This is a genomic window from Ferrovibrio sp. MS7 (assembly GCF_038404985.1).
Classification (GTDB): domain Bacteria; phylum Pseudomonadota; class Alphaproteobacteria; order Ferrovibrionales; family Ferrovibrionaceae; genus Ferrovibrio; species Ferrovibrio plantarum.
The window spans coordinates 789,647-807,191 of the sequence record NZ_JBBKBA010000002.1 but is presented as its reverse complement, the minus strand read 5'-3'; the positions used below and the strand labels follow the sequence as shown (position 1 = coordinate 807,191).

Genomic DNA, 17,545 nt, shown 5'->3' with positions numbered 1-17,545 from the left:
AGAGCGGAAACATCATGGCGGATCATACCAGCAGCTCTAACCAGGCACCCAAGCGCGGCAGCCTGGCTTCGCGCCGCCTGCCGGCGGAAGGCGAGAATGGCGTGTTCTCGCAATCCTGGTTTCCGGTGGCATTGGCCACCGACCTGCATGCGGAGCGGCCGCTGGGGTTGGATTTCCTCGATGGCCGCATCGTGGTCTACCGTGAGCCCGGTGGCACCGTGGTAGCGCTCAGCGCCTATTGCCCGCATGTCGGCGCCGATCTTTCCGCCGGCCGCATCGTCGATGGCCGCATCCAGTGCGCTTTCCATCATTGGGAATATGATGCCACTGGCAAATGCGTGAAAACCGGCATCGGCGACCGGCCGCCGCCGCGCGCCTGCCTGTTCAAGTTCCCGACCCGCGAACGCTACGGCATTATCTGGGTGTTCAACGGCGAGGAGCCGCTGTTTGAATTGCCGGATTTCCCCTACGCCGACGATGAAATGGAGATGCTGAACTACAAGGCGGAGCGTCCGTTGCGCTCAGACCCTTGGGTATTTGCCGCCAACACGCCGGATATTCAGCATCTCAAGGTCGTGCACAAGATGCAGTTCCAGGTCTCCGACCCGCATGAACTGATGATCTGGCACGATTACGGCGTCGAGTTCCCCTACAAGGCAGTGCACCAGGGCAATGTGCCGATGGAGAATACCGCCGCCATCCGTGGCACCAGCATTTTCTACCGCTGGGGCAAGTATGGCGATTTCTGGCGTGGCACCATCACTGGCTTCGGCCTGCCGCGGCCCGGCCACAACATGGTGTTCAATTGCAACATGGTGCTGAAGGGGCCGCAGGCGCGTGAGCAGCTCGAAAACCTGCTGGTGGTGAGCAAGCGCACCATCTCGGAAGACTGGGAATTGCTTGATGGCATCAGCTTCCGTGAAGGCATGCTGACCCCGGGCGACCGTTCGCTTGCCCGTTTCCTGCAATATCTGCGCGGCTATCCGCGGGCGCATCCGTCTTCTGAATTCATCCGCTGAGGCGGGCAACAATCCAGCGCGCGGTCTGGGCAGATGTTCCGGACCGCGCATTTTTTATTGGTGGAGCCCACTTCGTTCTGTCAGGCAGACTCATGCGGCAGGGCGCGTCCGATACGGCCCCTGCTTTTCAAGCCTCGGAATATATATTTGTTATAATTAGTATATTTATCCATTTTGCGTTATGTTGCGGTGCCAAATCGCTACGGAACATGACGTAACGGAAGGAATTTTTGTTCCGTCTGGCATAATCTTTGTCTTGCCAGCCGGGGGCGCTTCCATGCTATGCAGCGCCACCATGGCAGAAGACAGCAGCATCAAGTCGGCAGACAAAGAACAGGGCGTGGCGGCGGTCGAGCGCGCATTCACCATCATGAATGCCTTCACCGTGCGCGATGTGTCGCTGTCGTTGCATGAACTCGCCGAGCGCACCGGGCTCTACAAGAGCACCATCTTGCGCCTGATCTCGTCGTTGGAGCGCTGGGGCTGCATGCATCGCCTGCAGGATGGCCGCTATCAGCTCGGGCCGCGCCTGATGAACTGGAGCCGCATCTACCAGAGTTCGCTGCGGCTGGATCAGCATGTGCTGCCGGTGCTGAAACTGCTGGTCAGCGAGACCGGCGAGGGTGCTTCCTATTTCAAGCGCGAAGGCGACATGCGCGTCTGCCTCTATCGCGTCAATTCCGAACGCGCCATCCAGGAATATGTTACCCAGGGCGACATGCTGCCACTGGGCCGTGGTGCGGCGGGCCGCATCATGCTGGATTATGCCAATGTCGAGCAGACTGGCATGCCGACGCGCTCGCCGGTCTATGTCTCCTTCGGCGAGACCGATCCGGAAGTTACCGCACTGGCGGCGCCGGTTTTCGAATCGATGAATGCGCTGGCTGGCTCCATCGCCGTATCGGGGCCGCGCAGCCGCATGACCCGCACGGTTATCGACTATATCGCCGAATGCCTGCTGCGCGCCGCCACCGATCTGACCCAGCGGCTTGGCGGCGATCCGGCGCTGTTCCGCAATGCCTCGCTGCCTTTCGGCCCCGGCGACAGCACCGCCGCGTAAGGCTAAAGCACCGGCCGGCGCAGATGCCAGCCGGTGGCTGCCTCATAGGCCTCGGCGATGCCGAGCAGGGTGGCTTCATCGAACAGCCTGCCGACGAACTGGATGCCGATGGGCAGGCCATCGCTGCTGAAGCCGCCCGGCAGCACGATGGCGGGATTGCCGCTGAGATTGAACGGCATGGTGCGCAGCCGCTGGCGCGGCGGCCGGCGCGGTGAGAAGCTGGCGATATCCGGTGCCGGCTCCAGCCCGGCGGCGCAGAGCATGGCGTCATAGCGGCTGAACAGATCGGTGTTCAGCAGGCGCGAGAAGGCGCGGCGCACGCGGTTGGCCTGCACATAATCGGCGGCGGTCAGCGCCGCGCCGCTCATCAGCCGCAGATAGGTGTAGCGCGCATATTCGCCGGGCCGCGTGCGCAGGGTCGGCTCATGGATGGCATGGGCTTCGGCCTGCAGGATGACACGGCCAGCAGCCTCGAAGATATCGTAATCCGGCAGCGTCACGTCCTCGACGATGGCGCCGAGTTCTTCCAGCCGCAGGGCGGCTTCCTCCAGCGCGCTCACCACTTCCGGTGCGGCAGCGGGATCGGCGCGGTGGAAGCCGCGCGGGAAAGCGATGCGCCGTCCGGCGATGCCTTGGCCGATCTGGCTGCTGTAATTGGGAATCGCCACCGCCATGCTGCCGGGATCGAGCGGATCATGACCGGCAACCACCTGCAGGGTCAGTGCCGCATCGCTCACGCTGCGCGTCATCGGCCCGGCATGATCCAGGCTGAAGGCGAGCGGGAAAATGCCGCGCCGCGATACCAGGCCATAGGTCGGCTTCAACCCGACCACGCCGCAGTAGTGCGCCGGGCCCCGGATCGAGCCGCCGGTATCGGACCCCATGGCGGTGCGCAGGAAGCCGCCGGCAATCGCCACGGCCGAACCCGACGAGGAGCCGCCGGTGAAATGCTGCCGGTTCCAGGGATTGAGCGCCGGCGGGAAGGCGACATCGAGACTCGGGCCGCCGGTGGCGAATTCATGGGTAGATAGCTTGCCGAGCAGCACCGCGCCGCCTTCGCGCAGGCGATGCTCCACCGCGCTGTCCTGCGCCGGCACATGATCGAGGCGGAAGCGCGAATGGCAGGTGGTGAGAATGCCGGCGGTGTCGTAGATATCCTTCAGCCCATAGGGAATGCCATGCAGCGGGCCGCGGTCGATGCCGGCCTGCAATTCGGCATCGGCACGGGCGGCGTCAGTGCGGGCACGCTCATGGGTCACGGTGATGAAGGCATGCAATGCCGGATTGTGGGCATCGGCATGGCCAAGCGCGGCCTCGGTCAAGGCCGCGGATGTCAGGCTGCCTTCGCGCAGGCGGCGGCCGAGTTCGGCAATCGGCCTGTCGTGCAGCGCAATAGTGGCGGATGATGCCAGTTCATCGAGGCTCATGCCGGCATTCCACCGGGGCGATGGATCAGGCCGGATTCTTCCAGTTGATCCAGCGGCAGGCGGCGCAGGATATCGGCCTGGCGCCGCATGTCATCGAACATGAAGTTCAGGTCTTCCAGCAATTCGGCATCCTGCGTCTGCTGCACCTGGCGGAGCAGCAGCACAGTTTCCGGACCGGCCTTGTCCGTCATGCCGGCCCGCCTAGAAGCTGGTGCCGAGGATCTTGCCGACAGTGGCAAGGAAGGCTTCCAGGTCTTCGAACGGAATCATGTGGCCGGCGCTTTCCACGTATTCCACCACCAGCTTCGGGGCGAGTTCCTGCATTTCCTGCACATCCGGCGGCTGGATAACGCCGCCCTTGCCGGCCACGATAAGTGCTGCCGGGATCTTGATATGCGGCAGGTCGCTGAAGATGTCTTCCTCATGGAAATTGCGGTAGGTGGTCTCCACCGCCACGCGGTTGCAGGTATGCATCCATTCGGCGCGGATGCGGGTGGAATATTCGGTCCAGGTCGAATTGTCCTTGGTCGCTTCCCACAACTCGCCGCGCTGCGCTTTGTCCAGCATCGGCAGGGGCACCGGAATCGGATAAGGACGGCGGCCGGGGCCGCTCACCGGCGGATCCACCAGCACGATGCTGCTCAGCAGGTCGCCATATTTCCGCGCCGTGCGGATGGCGATACGCGCGCCCATGGAATGGCCCATCATCAGGAATTTGCCGAAGCCCATTGCCTTGGCGAAGCCGGCGACATCGGCGGCATAGGCATCGAGGCTGTAATCCAGATTGTCGCCGGTTTCCGACAGACCACGGCCGCGCACATCCAGGATATAGACGTCATAGACCTGGCCCAGGCGCTGGCCGACGAATTCCCACAGCATCGCCGGGCTGACGATGCCCGGCACCAGTACCAGCGGCTGGCCCTTGCCGCCGAAGCGCAGGTAATGCTGCCGGATATCATTGGCGCGGATGGTATTGCCGTGGACGAAGGTAGATACGGTCATGACGCTTCCTGCTGCTTGGGGTGAAGGCGGTGATCAGATGGCGACGCGGGTGGCGTCGTAGGTGAACAGCCATTCGCGGGTATCGCGCTGTTCGATGGCTTCGCTATCGACATAGCGCTTGGCGCTTTCCGGATCGCCGAGATCGGGATGGCGGAAGCGCTTCAGGTTGCCGGCGGAAGCATTGACGATATCGGTGGTGCGCGGGATGCGCAGTTCCTCATACCGCTTGAAGGCGACTTCCACGTTGCCATCAAAATGGCGCAGGCAGCGCGCCAGCACATAGCCATCCTCGATCGCCATGTTGGCGCCGGAAGCCAGGTAGGGCAGGGTGGGGTGGCAGGCATCGCCGAGCAGGGTGACGCGGCCCTTCGACCAACTCTGCAAGGTCGGATGCAGGAACAAAGCCCATTTGTAAGGCTTCTCGATGGCGCGGATCAGCGTCTGGATGGTGGAATGCCAGCCGGCGAAATCGTTGGAGATTTCTTCCGTGGTGCCGAGCGTGGTCCACGACTCGACCTGCCAGTCATCGCGATTCTTGTGCCCGACGATATTGACCAGCTCGCCGCGGCGGATCGGATAGACAACGAAATGCCCGTTGGTGCCGACCCAGTTCTGCGCGTATTTCGGGCGCACTTCCTCGGGCAGGGTTTCGATGGGAATCAGACCGCGCCAGGAAATCCCGCCGGTGAATTGCGGCTTGGACGGGCCGATATGCTGGCGGCGCACGGCGGAATGCAGGCCATCGGCGCCGACCAGAGCCGTGCCGGAGAATTTCCGCCCGTCGGCGAGATGCAGCGTGACGCCATCGCCATGCTCTTCGAAGCCGGCGACCTTGGCGTTCAGATGGATGGTGACATTCGGATTATCCTCGAGGCCATCCACCAGGATATTGTGCAGGTCGGCGCGGTGCATGGTGACATGGGGATAGCCGTAGCGGGCGATCACATCCTCGCTGCGCGTCGGCGTCGAGGTGCGGTAGCCGGTGTTCCACACGATCATTTCGCGGCCAACAGGATTGTAGCATTCGGCTAGGATACGGTCCTTGAGGCCGAGCGCATCCAGCACGCGCATGGCGGCCGGGCTGATCTGCACGCCAGCGCCGATTTCGCCCAAAACCGGGGCCTGTTCGAAGATTTCGACCTTGAAGCCGTATTTTAAGCAAGCCAGCGCCAGGGTAATGCCACCGATGCCGCCGCCGGCGATGAGGATGGTCTGGGGGTGGGACATGTCCGCCTCTCGCTCTGCTGAACCCGTAGAATTAGTCGTGTCCCGGGCTGCTACCGATAAGGGAGCAGAACCGGAGAATGCTGCGTCGCAACACGACGTATGCCCATTCTTTATACTGACAAAACGTTGAGCGTTTCAGATAAGTTCTGACAAACAGAATTATCTTCTGTTGTGAAGAATTACGCTAGGACGAAGTATCCGGCTTGGCAAGCGAAAAGTGACGCAAAAATAATAGGCAAAAGCCGCGTAAAATGTGATCATTTTGCGCTTTCTCTGACCAATCGCCGTAACTTCACAGCGTAGCCATGAAATTTGTTGACTCAATGAATTCTATATAACAGAATTCAATTCTGTTTTTTATAATACGCAATGAGTGAGGGTCTATCGGGGTGTGTGCGCCGCAGCATTTCTGGCGCTGAGAAAGGGGTGGTCCAGCATGAACGCGAGTGCGGCGATTCAGAGGCAGAATCCGGGGGTTGGCACAGCGACCCTGCGCCGTGAGGACTTCCGCTTTCTCACTGGCAAGGGCTGCTACGTCGACGACATCAAGCTGCCCGGCATGCTGCATGCGGTGGTGATTCGCAGCCCTATCGCCCATGGCCGGATTCTCAAGATCGACGCTTCCGCCGCCCTGGCAGTTCAAGGCGTGCATGCCTTCATCACCGCCGAAGACATCAAGGACTATGCCCGGCAGATTCCGGTGCCGCCGCCTTTCGATATGCCGGGCTATGAGCGTTTTCTGGAATGGCCGCTGGCGGTGGATGTTGTCCGCTTTGTCGGCGAGCCGGTCGCCGTGCTGGTTGCCGATAACCGCTATATCGCCGAAGACGCCACCAACCTGGTGGATATCGGCTTCGAACCCTACGAAGCCGTCACCAATATCGATCAGGCGCTGACCGACAAGGTGCTGGTGCATGAAACTGCCGGCACCAACATGGCCTGCAAATACGATGTGTCGCGCGGCGATGCCGATGCCGCTTTCGCCAATGCCCACTACGTGCGCAAGGATGTGTTTCGCATCCACCGCCATTCCGGCATGCCGATGGAAACCCGTGGCAATATCGCCCACTGGGACGAAGCGACCGGCAAACTGATCTGCTATGGCGCCAATGGCCGGCCGCGCGGCACGCGCGACCTGCTGGCTTCGATGCTGAAGCTGCGGAAGGACGACGTTACCCTGATCGAGAACGATGTTGGCGGGGCTTTCGGTGTCCGCGGGCATTTTTACCCTGAGGACCTTTTCACCGCGTTCCTCTCGATCAAGCTGAAACGCCCGGTCAAGTATATCGAGGACCGCCGCGAGCATATCATGACCACCAACCACTCGCGGGAAGGCGCCTGCGAGCTGGAAGCGGCTTTCGACAAGGATGGCTACATTCTGGGGATGCGTGCCCGCGTATTCACCGATCTCGGTGCCTATTGCACCTGCGCCGGTGCGGCGGTGGTGCCGGCAAAGACGGTGCAATTCATTCCCGGCCCCTATGATGTCGAGAATTTCTCCTGCGAACTCAATGTCCTGATCACCAACAAGACGCCGGTGGGTGCCTATCGCGGTCCCGGCCGCTATGAGGCGGCTTTCTATACCGAGCGCCTGCTGGACATGGCGGCGGCCGATCTCGGCATCGATCCGCTGGAATTGCGCAAGAAGAACCTGATCCGCAAGGAACAGCTACCCTACAAGGGCGGCATGCTGGTGCCCTATATGGGCGAGAGCGACTACGATACCGGCGACTACCATCAAACGCTGGAGCACGCGCTGAAGCTCTTCAATTATGAAGAGGTCAAGCAGCTCAATGGCAAGTTCGTCGATGGCAAATGGCACGGCATCGCTGTGTCCTGCTATGTCGACTCGACCGGCGTCGGCCCTTCGGAAGATGCGCGTATTGTCGTCAAATCGCCGACCGAGGTAGAGGTGAGTGTCGGTTCCTCAAGCTGCGGCCAGGGCATCCAGACCGTGATGGCCCAGGTGGCGGTCGAGCAGCTCGGCATCCCCTTCGAATCGATCAATGTGCTGCATGGCAGCACGCATCTGGTGCCGAATGGCAACGGCTACGGCCACAGCCGCTGTGCTGTCATGGGCGGCAGTGCCGTGCATATCGCCACCCGCAACCTGATCGATAAGATCGTGCAGGTAGCGGCTTTGCGCTACAACGAAGCACCGGAGAATATCGCCTATCGCGATGGGGCCTTGTTCCGCAAGGGGGAGTCCGAGGCCCTGGCCAGTTTCGCGGAATTCGTCGAAGCCGTGCAGAAGGACATGGGCGGCATCGAGGCGCTGCAGGCCGAAGGTACCTTCCTCAACAAGGATCTCACCTACAGCTACGGCACCCAGATCGCCCATGTGGCGGTGGATCCGGAGACAGCCATTGTCGATGTGGTGCGTTTTCTTACCGTCGAGGATATCGGCCGCGCCATTAACCCGATGATCGTGCATGGCCAGACTATCGGCGCTTCGGTACAGGGTCTGAGCGGCACGTTCATGGATGAATTCGTCTACGACGAGAGCGGCCAAATTCTCACCGGCAGCTTCGCCGATTATCTCGTCGCCACAGCCACCGACTTCCCCTGCGTGGAAGCCGACTCGCTGCAGGAAGCGCCGTCCAAGCTCAATCCCCTGGGCGTGAAAGGCGCCGGTGAAGGCGCCATATCCGCCACCGGCGGCGTGCTCGCCAATGCGGTGTCGAACGCATTAGCGCCGATCGGCGTGCAGATCTATGACCTGCCGATGTCGCCCAACAATCTTGCGCGTCTGATCCGCGATGCGGCGGCGGGCAAGGATATCCGTCCGGCAACCGGTGCAGCAGCCAAGTTCGGACTCACCTATTCCTCTTGATTACATGGGCCGGTTCGCCGGCCCATGTCGTATCCGATTAGCCCCAGACCAAAGAACAAAGCAGCCCAAAACGAACAGCGAGGTGCCACCGTGAACATCATGACCGCGCTTTCCCCAACGGCCTGGTCGTTGGCCGTTGCCGAGACCAAGGCCGCCACGCTGACGCCGCGCATGCCCGGCGAAACCATCGTGAGCGTCGAGCGGATGTCGGTGGTCTATCAGTCGAGCCGTGGCCCAATCCAGGCGGTGACCAACCTCAACATGAAGCTGAAGGCGGGCGAGTTCATCTCGATCCTCGGGCCTTCGGGCTGCGGCAAGTCCACCCTGCTCAGTGTGCTGGCCGGCCTGCGCCGTGCCAGCAGCGGCATTGTCACGCTGTTCGATGAGGTGATGGAAGGTAATCCGCACCGCAATGTCGGCATCGTATTCCAGCGCCCGACCCTGCTGCCCTGGGAGACGGTGCTGGAAAACATCCTGATCCCGATCAGCGCCATGCGCCTGAACAAGAAGGATTATATCGACCGTGCACATCAGTTGCTCAAGCTGGTGGCGCTGGAGAAATTCGCCAATCACTACCCAAGTGAACTTTCCGGCGGCATGCAGCAGCGCGTCGCCATCGCGCGCGCCATGATCCACAATCCCGGCCTGCTGCTGATGGACGAGCCCTTCGCCGCGCTCGATGCCATGACACGCGAGCGCATGTCGGTGGAATTGCAGGAAATCCTGGAGAAGAGCCGCCAGAGCGTGCTGTTCATCACCCATTCGATCCCGGAAGCGGTGCTGCTCTCCGACCGCATCATGATGATGTCGGCCTCGCCGGGCCGCTTCATCGAGGAAGTGGTGGTGGACCTGCCACGTCCGCGCACCATGGAAACCATGGCATCCAGCGATTTCGCCGAACTCTGCGGTCAGCTCCGCAAGCTCTACAACCATTAAGGCAGGAGGGAATCATGAGCGACCAGGCCTCGACCGAGATGTTTGTTGCCGCCAAGCAGCCTAAGACCAGGCTGGTACTGTCTTCGCGCGCCACCACGATCATTTACCCCCTGATCACCTTTGCCTGTCTGCTGGTGATCTGGGAAGCGAGTGTAGTCGCCTTCAATGTGCCTGATTACATGTTCCCGCGCATCCTGCCGGTGTTGCGTGAAATCTGGATCGGCTATGTCGATGGCGGCCTGCTCTATCCGCATCTGTCCTACACGCTGCAATCGACTTTTTACGGCTATCTGATCGGCTGTGGCTTCGCCATCCTGGTCGGTACCGTGCTGGCGGAATCGCGCACCTTCGAGAAATTCGTCTATCCCTTCGTGGTGGCGCTGCAATCGACGCCGAAGGTGGCGGTGGCGCCGCTGATCATGCTGTGGCTTGGTTACGGCCTCAGCTCGAAGATCGCCATGGTGGCGATGATGTGCTTCTTCCCGCTTTTCGTGAACACGGTGACCGGCATCCGCCAGACCGATCCGGCTCTGGTCGATATGATGCGGGCTTTCTCGGCGCCGGGCTGGCTCACCTTCTTCCGCATCAAGATCTTCGCCGCTGCCGGTCATATCTTCTCAGGGCTCCAGATCTCCATCGTTTTCGCCCTGATCGGCGCGGTGGTGGGCGAATTCGTTGCTTCATCACAGGGCCTGGGCTGGCTGATCCAGTCGGCGATGGCGAACTTCAACACGCCGCTGATGTTCGCCTGCATCATCAGCCTGATCATGCTCGGCCTGATGGGCACGGCGATTGTCCGCTTCGCTCATCGCCGCATCGCCTTCTGGGACAATTCCAGCAAACCGGCAAGCCATTGAGTTCCTGCCTGGCCGGACTCGTAGCGTCCGGCCAGGCAGCCTTTCCCGTATTGCCAAACAAAGGTGTGTCATGCGTGTAGCGATTATCGATGACTGGCAGGATGTGTCGCGCGCTTGCGTCGACTGGGCTCCCCTGCAGCAGAAAGCCGACGTGGTGTGGTTTACCCAGCCGCTCGGCGATGAAGACGCTACGGCCAAGGCACTTGCCGATTTCGACGTGCTGGTGCCGATGCGCGACCGTACCAAGTTCACGCCGTCGCTGCTGCGCAAGCTGCCGCGACTGAAGCTGATCGCCCAGACCGGTGCGCTCACGCTGCATATTGACCTTGAGAGCTGCGATGCCATGGGCATCCTGTGCAGCCTCTCGAACGCGCCGAATGCCAATCTCTGGGCGACCCCAGAACTTACGCTCGGCCTGATGCTGGCGGCGATGCACCATATCCCGGTCGGCCACGCGAATATGCGCGCCGGCCTGTGGCAGGAAGGCATTCCCTTCGGCGAGACGCTGAACGGCCGCACGCTCGGCATCGTCGGCCTGGGCAATATCGGCAAGAAGATGGCGATTTACGGCAAGGCCCTGGGCATGAAGCTGCTGGCCTGGAGCCCGAACCTGACGCCGGAGCGCGCGGCGGAAGCCGGCACCACCATGGTTTCCAAGGAGGCGCTGTTCGCCGAATCCGACGTGGTGACGCTGCATCTGGTGCATTCGCCCAAGACCGTGGGCGCGATCACCGCCGCTGATCTCGGCCGCATGAAGCGCGGCGCACTGCTGGTGAACACGGCACGCGGCCCCATCGTTGATGAAGCTGCCCTGCTGGCGGCTTTGCAGGAGAGGCGCATCTTCGCCGCCATCGATGTCTACGACCAGGAGCCACTGCCGGCGACACATCCGTTGCGCCAGGCCGGAAACGCCATCCTGACGCCGCATGTCGGCTTCGTGAAGCGCGACATGTTCACCGGCTTCTATGAACAGTCGCTCGAAAATGTCCTCGCCTTCCTGGATGGCAAGCCGCTGCGCCTGGCCAATCCGCCAGCGGCGATGCGCAACGCCTCCTGAGACCGAAAGGAACCGCCATGCCCGCCATTGATGTGGAAATGCTCGACATCTTCACCGCCGAACTGAAGCTGTGCAATGTGCAGCCGGGCGAGGTGGTGGCGATCCTCAGTGCCGCGACCAACAAGGCCGAGTTCGCCCAGGCCTTCCTGGTGGCGGCGCGCAATCTCGGCGCCACTGTGCTGCACATCAATGTGCCGGACCACAGCACCGCCAACAAGGCCGGCGTGATCGGCAAGACGCCGCTGGCTGGCAACCGCCCGGCCATCGAGGCGCTGAAGAATGCCGATATGGTGGTGGATCTGCTCGGCCTGCTGTTCTCTGCCGAACAGCTTGAGATTCAGGCCGCCGGCACCCGTATCCTGATGGTGTCTGAGCCGCTGCATGTGCTGAAGCAGATGTTCCCGAGCGTCGATCAGCGTCGCCGCGTCGAGGCCGGCGCCCGCATGCTGTCGCAGGCGCGTGAACTGCGCGTCACCTCCGCCGCCGGCACCGATATCCGCTATGCGCTGCAGCAATATCCGGTGATGACCCAGTATGGCTACACGGATACGCCCGGCCGCTGGGACAATTTCCCCTCCGCTTTCCTGTTCACCCAGGGCAACGACGACGATATCGAAGGCACCGTGGTGCTGTCGCCGGGTGACATCCTCTCGGCCTTCAAGCGGTATATCCAGACGCCGATCCGCCTGACGGTGAAGAAGGGCTATGTCACGTCCATCGAGGGCGATGGCGTCGATGCCGCGCTGATGCGCGACTACATGGACAGTTTCCGCGATCCGCGTGCCTATGCCATCTCGCATATCGGCTGGGGCATGCATGAGCGCGCCAACTGGTATCACATGATCACCAGCCCGCGCGTGCAGGAAGAGCGCATCATGAATGCGCTGTCGTTCTACGGCAATGTGCTGTTTTCCACCGGGCCGAATACCGAGCTTGGTGGCACCAATGATACTGCCTGCCACCTGGACATCCCGATGCGCAATTGCAGCCTGTTCCTCGACAATCAGCAGATCGTCGATGCCGGCCGTGTCGTGGTGCCGGAGTTGCAGGCATGAGGGGGGAATCGAAGCCGGAGCGGGCAATCGGATTCACGCGGGTGATGAAAAAAGCGCAGGGCGCAGAGCAGGAGGCCATGATGACGATTTCGAAGCGGGTACGGGTGAGGCAATTCGGTCTGGCGGCAGCGGCTTTGCTGCTGGCCGGCATGGCGGCGGAGCCCGCACAGGCGCTGGAGGAAGTAGTGGTGGGCCTGCCCACAAATGTCACTGTCGGCCAGTCGAATGTCGTTGCCGCCATGGAACTCGGCTACTTCGAGGCCGCTGGCCTCAAGGTGAAGCTGCAGGATTTCCAGGGTGCCGCCATCGTCATCCCGCAGGTCAGCACCAAGTCGATCATGATCGGCTCTGGCGGCGGCGATCCGCTGGTGGTGGCAAACCAGCCGGGCAAGACCCGGGTGCCGGTGAAGTTCTTCTACAATGCCTCGCGCGACTATATCTGGGAATTCGTCGTACCGGCGGATAGCCCGGTGAACTCGTTGAAGGATCTCAAGGGCAAGAAGATCGGTGTCGGTTCGCTGTCGAACTCACATGTGCCGGTCACCCGCCTGATCATGAAAGAGAATGGGCTGGAGATCACCAAGGATTACCAGCTCATGGCTATCAGCATCGGCGGCCCGGCTTTCCGTGCCCTGCTCGGCGGCCAGGTCGATGCCTACAACACCTGGACGGCGAACATCGCCGGCTTCGAATCCTCGGGCACCAAGCTGAAGCGGCTGCCGATTGATCCGCGCTTCAAGGATCTGTTCACCGTCGGCTATTTCGCCCATGAGGATACGTTCAAGCAGAAGCCAGATGTGCTGGCCAATTTCGGCAAGGCAGTCAGCATGGGCACGCTGGCATGTCGCGAAGCTATCGAATGGTGCGTCAAGACCTTCTGGAAACACTATCCGAACCTGAAGCCGCGCGAGGGTACGGATGAAGAGATCATCAAGCGCCAGAGCTATGCCGTGCTGGAAGGCATGAAGACCATGTTTGCCTTCCCGGAAGGAAAGCCGAAGCGCTGGGGCGAATACCCGGAAGGCGCCTGGAAGAGCTTCATCAACATCCTGCATGAAGGCGGCGAGATTGCCTCGGCCAATATCGATCCGAACATGTTCTTCACCAACGAGCTGGTGGACAAGATGAACGCATTCGACGAGGCCCAGGTGCTGGCCAAGGCCAAGACGCTGAAGTGAGCCATGCCGGGCTGCCGCCGCTTTTCTGGCGGTGGCCCGGTCCAGTTCCAAGGAGCAAGCCGCCATGAAGCCGAGCCGTTTCGAATATACCGCCCCCACCAGCCTGGGTGCCGCTCTGCAGGCCCTGCAGGACGGCGGCGATGATGCCCGCGTGATTGCCGGCGGCCAGAGCCTGATCCCGATGATGAATTTCCGCCTCGCCGCGCCGGAAAAGCTGATTGATCTTCGACGCGTGCAGGAGTTGACAGGGATCAGCCAGATAGAGGGCGGCCTGATCCGCATTGGCGCCATGACGCGCCACCGCGCGGTCGAAACCTCGGATTTTCTATTGCAGCATCTGCCGCTGTTGCCGGCCGCCATGGCGCATGTGGCGCATGTGCCGATCCGCAACCGTGGCACCATCGGCGGCAGCCTGGCCCATGCCGATCCGGCTGCCGAATGGCCGGCATTATGCCTGGCCCTGGATGCTACCATGGTGGTGGCAGGCCCATCCGGCGAGCGCCTGGTGCCAGCGGCGGATTTCGCGCAAGGCGTGCTCACCACGGCGCTCGAGCCCGGCGAGATTCTCAAGGAGATACTATTCCCGGCCTGGCCTGCTGGCCGCAATTGGGGCTTCACCGAGATTGCGCGGCGCCGGGGCGATTTCGCCATCGTCGGCGTTGCCTGCATCGTCGACCGCGATGCCGCCGGCATTGTCGCGGCGGCGCGTATCGTCGTGTTTGGCGCCAGCGACACACCCGTATTGTCTCTCGAAGCAGCAGAGGCGATCACCGGCAAGCGGCTGGATGCCGCCCTTGCTCGGGGGGCCGGTCGTGCCGCCAGCGCCGCCATCGAACCGCGTTCCGACCTGCATGCCTCCGCCGATTATCGCAGCCAGCTCATCGAAGTGCTGGTCGGCCGTGCCCTGCAGCAAGTGCTGCCCTGATCTTCAGTGGAGTCTGCCCCATGACCGAGCTTGTCGACATCGCCTTTACCGTCAATGGCCGCCAGATCGCCGGCAAGGTGGAGAATCGCCGCCTGCTGGTGGATTTCCTACGCGAGGAACTCGATCTCACCGGCACGCATATCGGTTGCGAGCATGGCGTCTGCGGTGCCTGCACCATCCTGATGGATGGCGCGGCGGTGCGCTCCTGCCTGATGTTCGCGGTGCAGGCCGATGGCGCCAGCTTCACCACCGTGGAAGGCTTGGCCGAGGAGGGCAAGCTCTCGCCGTTGCAGGAGGCCTTCCATCGCCACCATGCCCTGCAATGCGGCTTCTGCACGCCGGGCATGCTCGCCACCGCACAGGCCCTGCTGGACGAGAATCCGTCGCCCAGCGCTGAAGAGGTGCGCGATGCGATTTCCGGCTCGATCTGCCGCTGCACTGGCTACATGCCGATTGTCGAAGCGATTCTCGATGCCGCCCGCCAGTTGGGCGGCCATGCCGCGTTGACGCACGAATAGTAGATACCGCCAACAGAGAAGGGACAGGACCATGAGCAATCCGTGGGACGGCTACATACCAGAGGAAACCATCGAGCATTACCGACGCGCTGGTTTCGCGCGGCCCTCCGATCTCGGCAAGGCGCCGGCCCTGCTGATCATCGACGTGCAATATCTCACCACCGGCGAGGGGCCGATGCCGCTCTCCGAAGCGGTGTCGTATCACCCGATGAATTGCGGCGAGGATGCCTGGAAGGCCATCGGCCATATCCGGCAGTTGATCACCGCCTTCCGCAAGGCCGGCTTCCCGATCATCTATCCGCATATCTCCTCGATTCGCATGCGCGCCAAGCATAACCGCATGCCGACCGATAATGTGAATCCCCGCCATCTCGAGATCGTCGAGGAAGTGGCGCCGCAGCCTGGCGATGTACTGCTGCCCAAGACCACGCCCAGCGCCTTCTTCGGCACGCCGCTGGTGAAGTATCTCAACAGCCTCAAGGTTGATACGCTGTTCCTGGTCGGCAACACGACCAGCGGCTGCATCCGCGCTTCGGCCATCGATGCCTTCGCCTATGACTACAAGGTGATCGTGCCGCATGAAGGCTGCTACGACCGTTCGCCGGTCTCGCATGCGGTCAACCTGTTCGATATGGGCAGCAAGTATGCCGAGGTGGTGGATACTGCTGAAGCCATCGGCATGCTGCAGACCATGGCGGCCCAGAACGCGAGCCAGAGTGCCGTCGCCGCTGAGTAGCGGCTAAGCAACGGCGGTACTCTGGCTGAACTGAGCACCGCCGTATCGCCGAAATAATACCAGGGAATATCCGTGGACCCTCGGGCCCGCGGCAGGGATCGTGCGTCCTGCGGTCCGGCCTGTTCACTAGTCCAGTACTCTTGCAAAGCAAGGCGCCCATGTCGCTTCGTTCCTTCGCCGAGAAACGCCGAGATCTGCTGGTCATGGCCGCCTTGCTGACCGCCACGCTGGTTGTGTCGCTGGCACTGCAATGGCTGTCGGTGCCGGCGCCGTTCCTGCTCGGCGCATTGCTGACCGCCATCGGCTTTTCCCTGCGCGGCATCAAGGCGCAGGTGCCACGATCGCTTTTCCTGTTTTCCCAGGGCGCCATCGGCGTTTCGGTCGCAGGCTGGATCAGCCCCGAGGCGCTCAACGGCTTCGCCACCAGTTGGCCGCTGTTTGTCGGCCTCACTATCGTGATGATCTTCGTTGCCTACCTGATCGGCGTGGTGGTGAGCCGCCGCACCAGCATTCCGGTGGATGCGGCGATCTGGGGCGGCCTGCCTGGCATGGCCAGCATGATGGTGGCGGCGGCGCATCAATCCGGTGCCGATAGCCGCCTGGTCGCCTTCATCCAATATGTCCGCGTAGCCGAGGTGGTGCTGGTCGCCACCGTGGTATCGCATTTCCTGGCCGACGACATCACCGGCACCGGCCTGCATGTCGGCGCCGCGGACCTGCCTTCCACCATTGCCAGCATCGCCATTGCCTGCCTAGCGATACCGGCGGCACGCATCCGCTGGATGCCGGCGGCGCCGATCCTGGTGGCGATTTCAGCCGGCAGTGTGTTGCAGCTCAGCGGCGTGGCGCAGGTGTCGATCCCGAACTGGCTGCTGCTGGGTGCCAATGTCACCCTCGGCATTCAGATCGGCCTGCTGTTCACGCGCCAGACCATTGATTCTGTCGTCCGCATCATTCCGCCGGTGGTGCTGTCCTCGGCAGTGCTGATCCTGATCAGCGCCATCGCCGCCTATGGCGTGTCGCAGGTGATGCATGTGGACCAGCTCACCGCCTTCCTGGCCACAGCGCCGGGCAGCATCGACATGATTGCCATCATCGCCATGACCAACCATGCCAATGTTTCCTTCGTGCTGGCGAACCAGGTGACGCGGCTGCTGCTGGTGGTGGTGATCGGGCCGATATTGGCGCGCCGCGTGACGCGCCAGGTCAAATACCAGGAAACCAAGTATCGCGAAGCAGGGGATTAGGCATGGCGTTGCAGATGACGGGCGAAGTGGAGATCGCGGCGGAGATTACCCAGGTCTGGGCGGCGCTGAATGACAAGGATGTGCTGGGACAGTGCATTCCCGGCTGCCGCGAGATCGACTGGGTGTCGGAGGACGTGCTGAGTGCCGTAGTGGTGGCCAAGCTCGGCCCGGTGCGGGCGACTTTCTCCGGCAAGGTGACGATCAGCGACCGCCAGGAACCAGTGCGTTACCGCATCAGCGGCGAAGGCAATGGCGGCATCGCCGGCGCGGCCCAGGGCGGGGCGCTGGTGCATCTCTCAGCCAGTGATACCGGCACGCTGCTGCGCTACGAGGTCGAAGCCAAGGTGGCGGGCAAGATCGCCCAGCTCGGCCAGCGCCTGATCGAAGGCACCGCCAAGAAGAATGCCGATGAATTCTTCACCAAATTCGCAGCTTTGATGCAGCCGGAGGCAATGCCGGTCTAGGGTT

The 17,545-nt window shown here is 62.1% G+C and carries 17 protein-coding genes; 13 read left to right on the top strand and 4 right to left on the bottom strand.

Annotated elements, in window-relative coordinates:
• The first annotated feature begins 14 nt into the window (after positions 1-14).
• Positions 15-1,019 carry a Rieske 2Fe-2S domain-containing protein gene (locus V6B08_RS17060; RefSeq protein WP_341983074.1) on the top strand — a complete coding sequence of 335 codons (1,005 nt, stop codon included), beginning with the start codon at positions 15-17 and terminating at the stop codon, positions 1,017-1,019.
• Positions 1,020-1,314: 295 nt separating this feature from the next.
• The gene (locus V6B08_RS17055; protein ID WP_341983071.1) at positions 1,315-2,079 is read left to right on the top strand and encodes an IclR family transcriptional regulator; all 765 of its coding nucleotides are present in this window, start codon (positions 1,315-1,317) and stop codon (positions 2,077-2,079) included.
• A 2-nt stretch (positions 2,080-2,081) separates the two neighbouring features.
• Here the strand turns inward: V6B08_RS17055 and V6B08_RS17050 are convergent, their stop codons facing one another.
• Genes V6B08_RS17050 through V6B08_RS17035 form a run of 4 tightly spaced genes read right to left on the bottom strand, consistent with a single transcriptional unit; the run spans position 2,082 to position 5,735 of the window.
• Positions 2,082-3,506 carry an amidase gene (locus V6B08_RS17050; protein WP_341983069.1) on the bottom strand — a complete coding sequence of 475 codons (1,425 nt, stop codon included), beginning with the start codon at positions 3,504-3,506 and terminating at the stop codon, positions 2,082-2,084.
• A complete protein-coding gene (locus V6B08_RS17045; protein WP_341983067.1) occupies positions 3,503-3,697 on the bottom strand; it encodes a hypothetical protein in 195 nt (64 codons plus the stop codon). Before V6B08_RS17045 ends, V6B08_RS17050 begins: the two co-directional genes overlap by 4 nt.
• A gap of 10 nt (positions 3,698-3,707) precedes the next feature.
• A complete protein-coding gene (locus V6B08_RS17040; protein ID WP_341983062.1) occupies positions 3,708-4,508 on the bottom strand; it encodes an alpha/beta fold hydrolase in 801 nt (266 codons plus the stop codon).
• 33 nt (positions 4,509-4,541) lie between these two features.
• Positions 4,542-5,735, bottom strand: a complete 1,194-nt coding sequence (locus tag V6B08_RS17035; RefSeq protein ID WP_341983060.1) for an FAD-dependent monooxygenase — start codon at positions 5,733-5,735, stop codon at positions 4,542-4,544.
• Positions 5,736-6,171: 436 nt separating this feature from the next.
• Between V6B08_RS17035 and V6B08_RS17030 the strand changes: the two genes are divergently transcribed.
• The 11 genes from V6B08_RS17030 to V6B08_RS16980 all read left to right on the top strand — a co-directional run bounded on the left by V6B08_RS17030 (position 6,172) and on the right by V6B08_RS16980 (position 17,541).
• A complete protein-coding gene (locus V6B08_RS17030) occupies positions 6,172-8,568 on the top strand; it encodes a xanthine dehydrogenase family protein molybdopterin-binding subunit (protein ID WP_341983058.1) in 2,397 nt (798 codons plus the stop codon).
• Positions 8,569-8,667: 99 nt separating this feature from the next.
• The gene (locus tag V6B08_RS17025; protein ID WP_341983513.1) at positions 8,668-9,504 is read left to right on the top strand and encodes an ABC transporter ATP-binding protein; all 837 of its coding nucleotides are present in this window, start codon (positions 8,668-8,670) and stop codon (positions 9,502-9,504) included.
• A 14-nt stretch (positions 9,505-9,518) separates the two neighbouring features.
• On the top strand, positions 9,519-10,361 hold the full coding sequence (locus V6B08_RS17020; protein WP_341983056.1) for an ABC transporter permease: 843 nt from the start codon (positions 9,519-9,521) through the stop codon (positions 10,359-10,361).
• 70 nt (positions 10,362-10,431) lie between these two features.
• Positions 10,432-11,418, top strand: coding sequence for a D-2-hydroxyacid dehydrogenase family protein (locus V6B08_RS17015; RefSeq protein WP_341983054.1), 987 nt, complete (start codon positions 10,432-10,434; stop codon positions 11,416-11,418).
• Between the two features lie 17 nt (positions 11,419-11,435).
• Positions 11,436-12,473, top strand: a complete 1,038-nt coding sequence (locus V6B08_RS17010) for a 2,5-dihydroxypyridine 5,6-dioxygenase NicX family protein (RefSeq protein ID WP_341983052.1) — start codon at positions 11,436-11,438, stop codon at positions 12,471-12,473.
• 77 nt (positions 12,474-12,550) lie between these two features.
• Positions 12,551-13,651, top strand: a complete 1,101-nt coding sequence (locus V6B08_RS17005; RefSeq protein ID WP_341983049.1) for an ABC transporter substrate-binding protein — start codon at positions 12,551-12,553, stop codon at positions 13,649-13,651.
• Positions 13,652-13,715: 64 nt separating this feature from the next.
• Positions 13,716-14,576: an FAD binding domain-containing protein gene (locus V6B08_RS17000; RefSeq protein ID WP_341983046.1), complete on the top strand. Its 861-nt coding sequence runs from the start codon at positions 13,716-13,718 to the stop codon at positions 14,574-14,576.
• A gap of 20 nt (positions 14,577-14,596) precedes the next feature.
• Entirely contained in the window at positions 14,597-15,094 is a 498-nt protein-coding gene (locus tag V6B08_RS16995) for a (2Fe-2S)-binding protein (protein ID WP_341983045.1), read from the top strand.
• 31 nt (positions 15,095-15,125) lie between these two features.
• On the top strand, positions 15,126-15,830 hold the full coding sequence (locus V6B08_RS16990; protein WP_341983043.1) for an isochorismatase family protein: 705 nt from the start codon (positions 15,126-15,128) through the stop codon (positions 15,828-15,830).
• Between the two features lie 158 nt (positions 15,831-15,988).
• Positions 15,989-17,077, top strand: a complete 1,089-nt coding sequence (locus V6B08_RS16985; RefSeq protein ID WP_341983040.1) for an AbrB family transcriptional regulator — start codon at positions 15,989-15,991, stop codon at positions 17,075-17,077.
• Positions 17,078-17,079: 2 nt separating this feature from the next.
• A complete protein-coding gene (locus V6B08_RS16980) occupies positions 17,080-17,541 on the top strand; it encodes an SRPBCC family protein (protein WP_341983038.1) in 462 nt (153 codons plus the stop codon).
• Positions 17,542-17,545 lie beyond the last annotated feature (4 nt).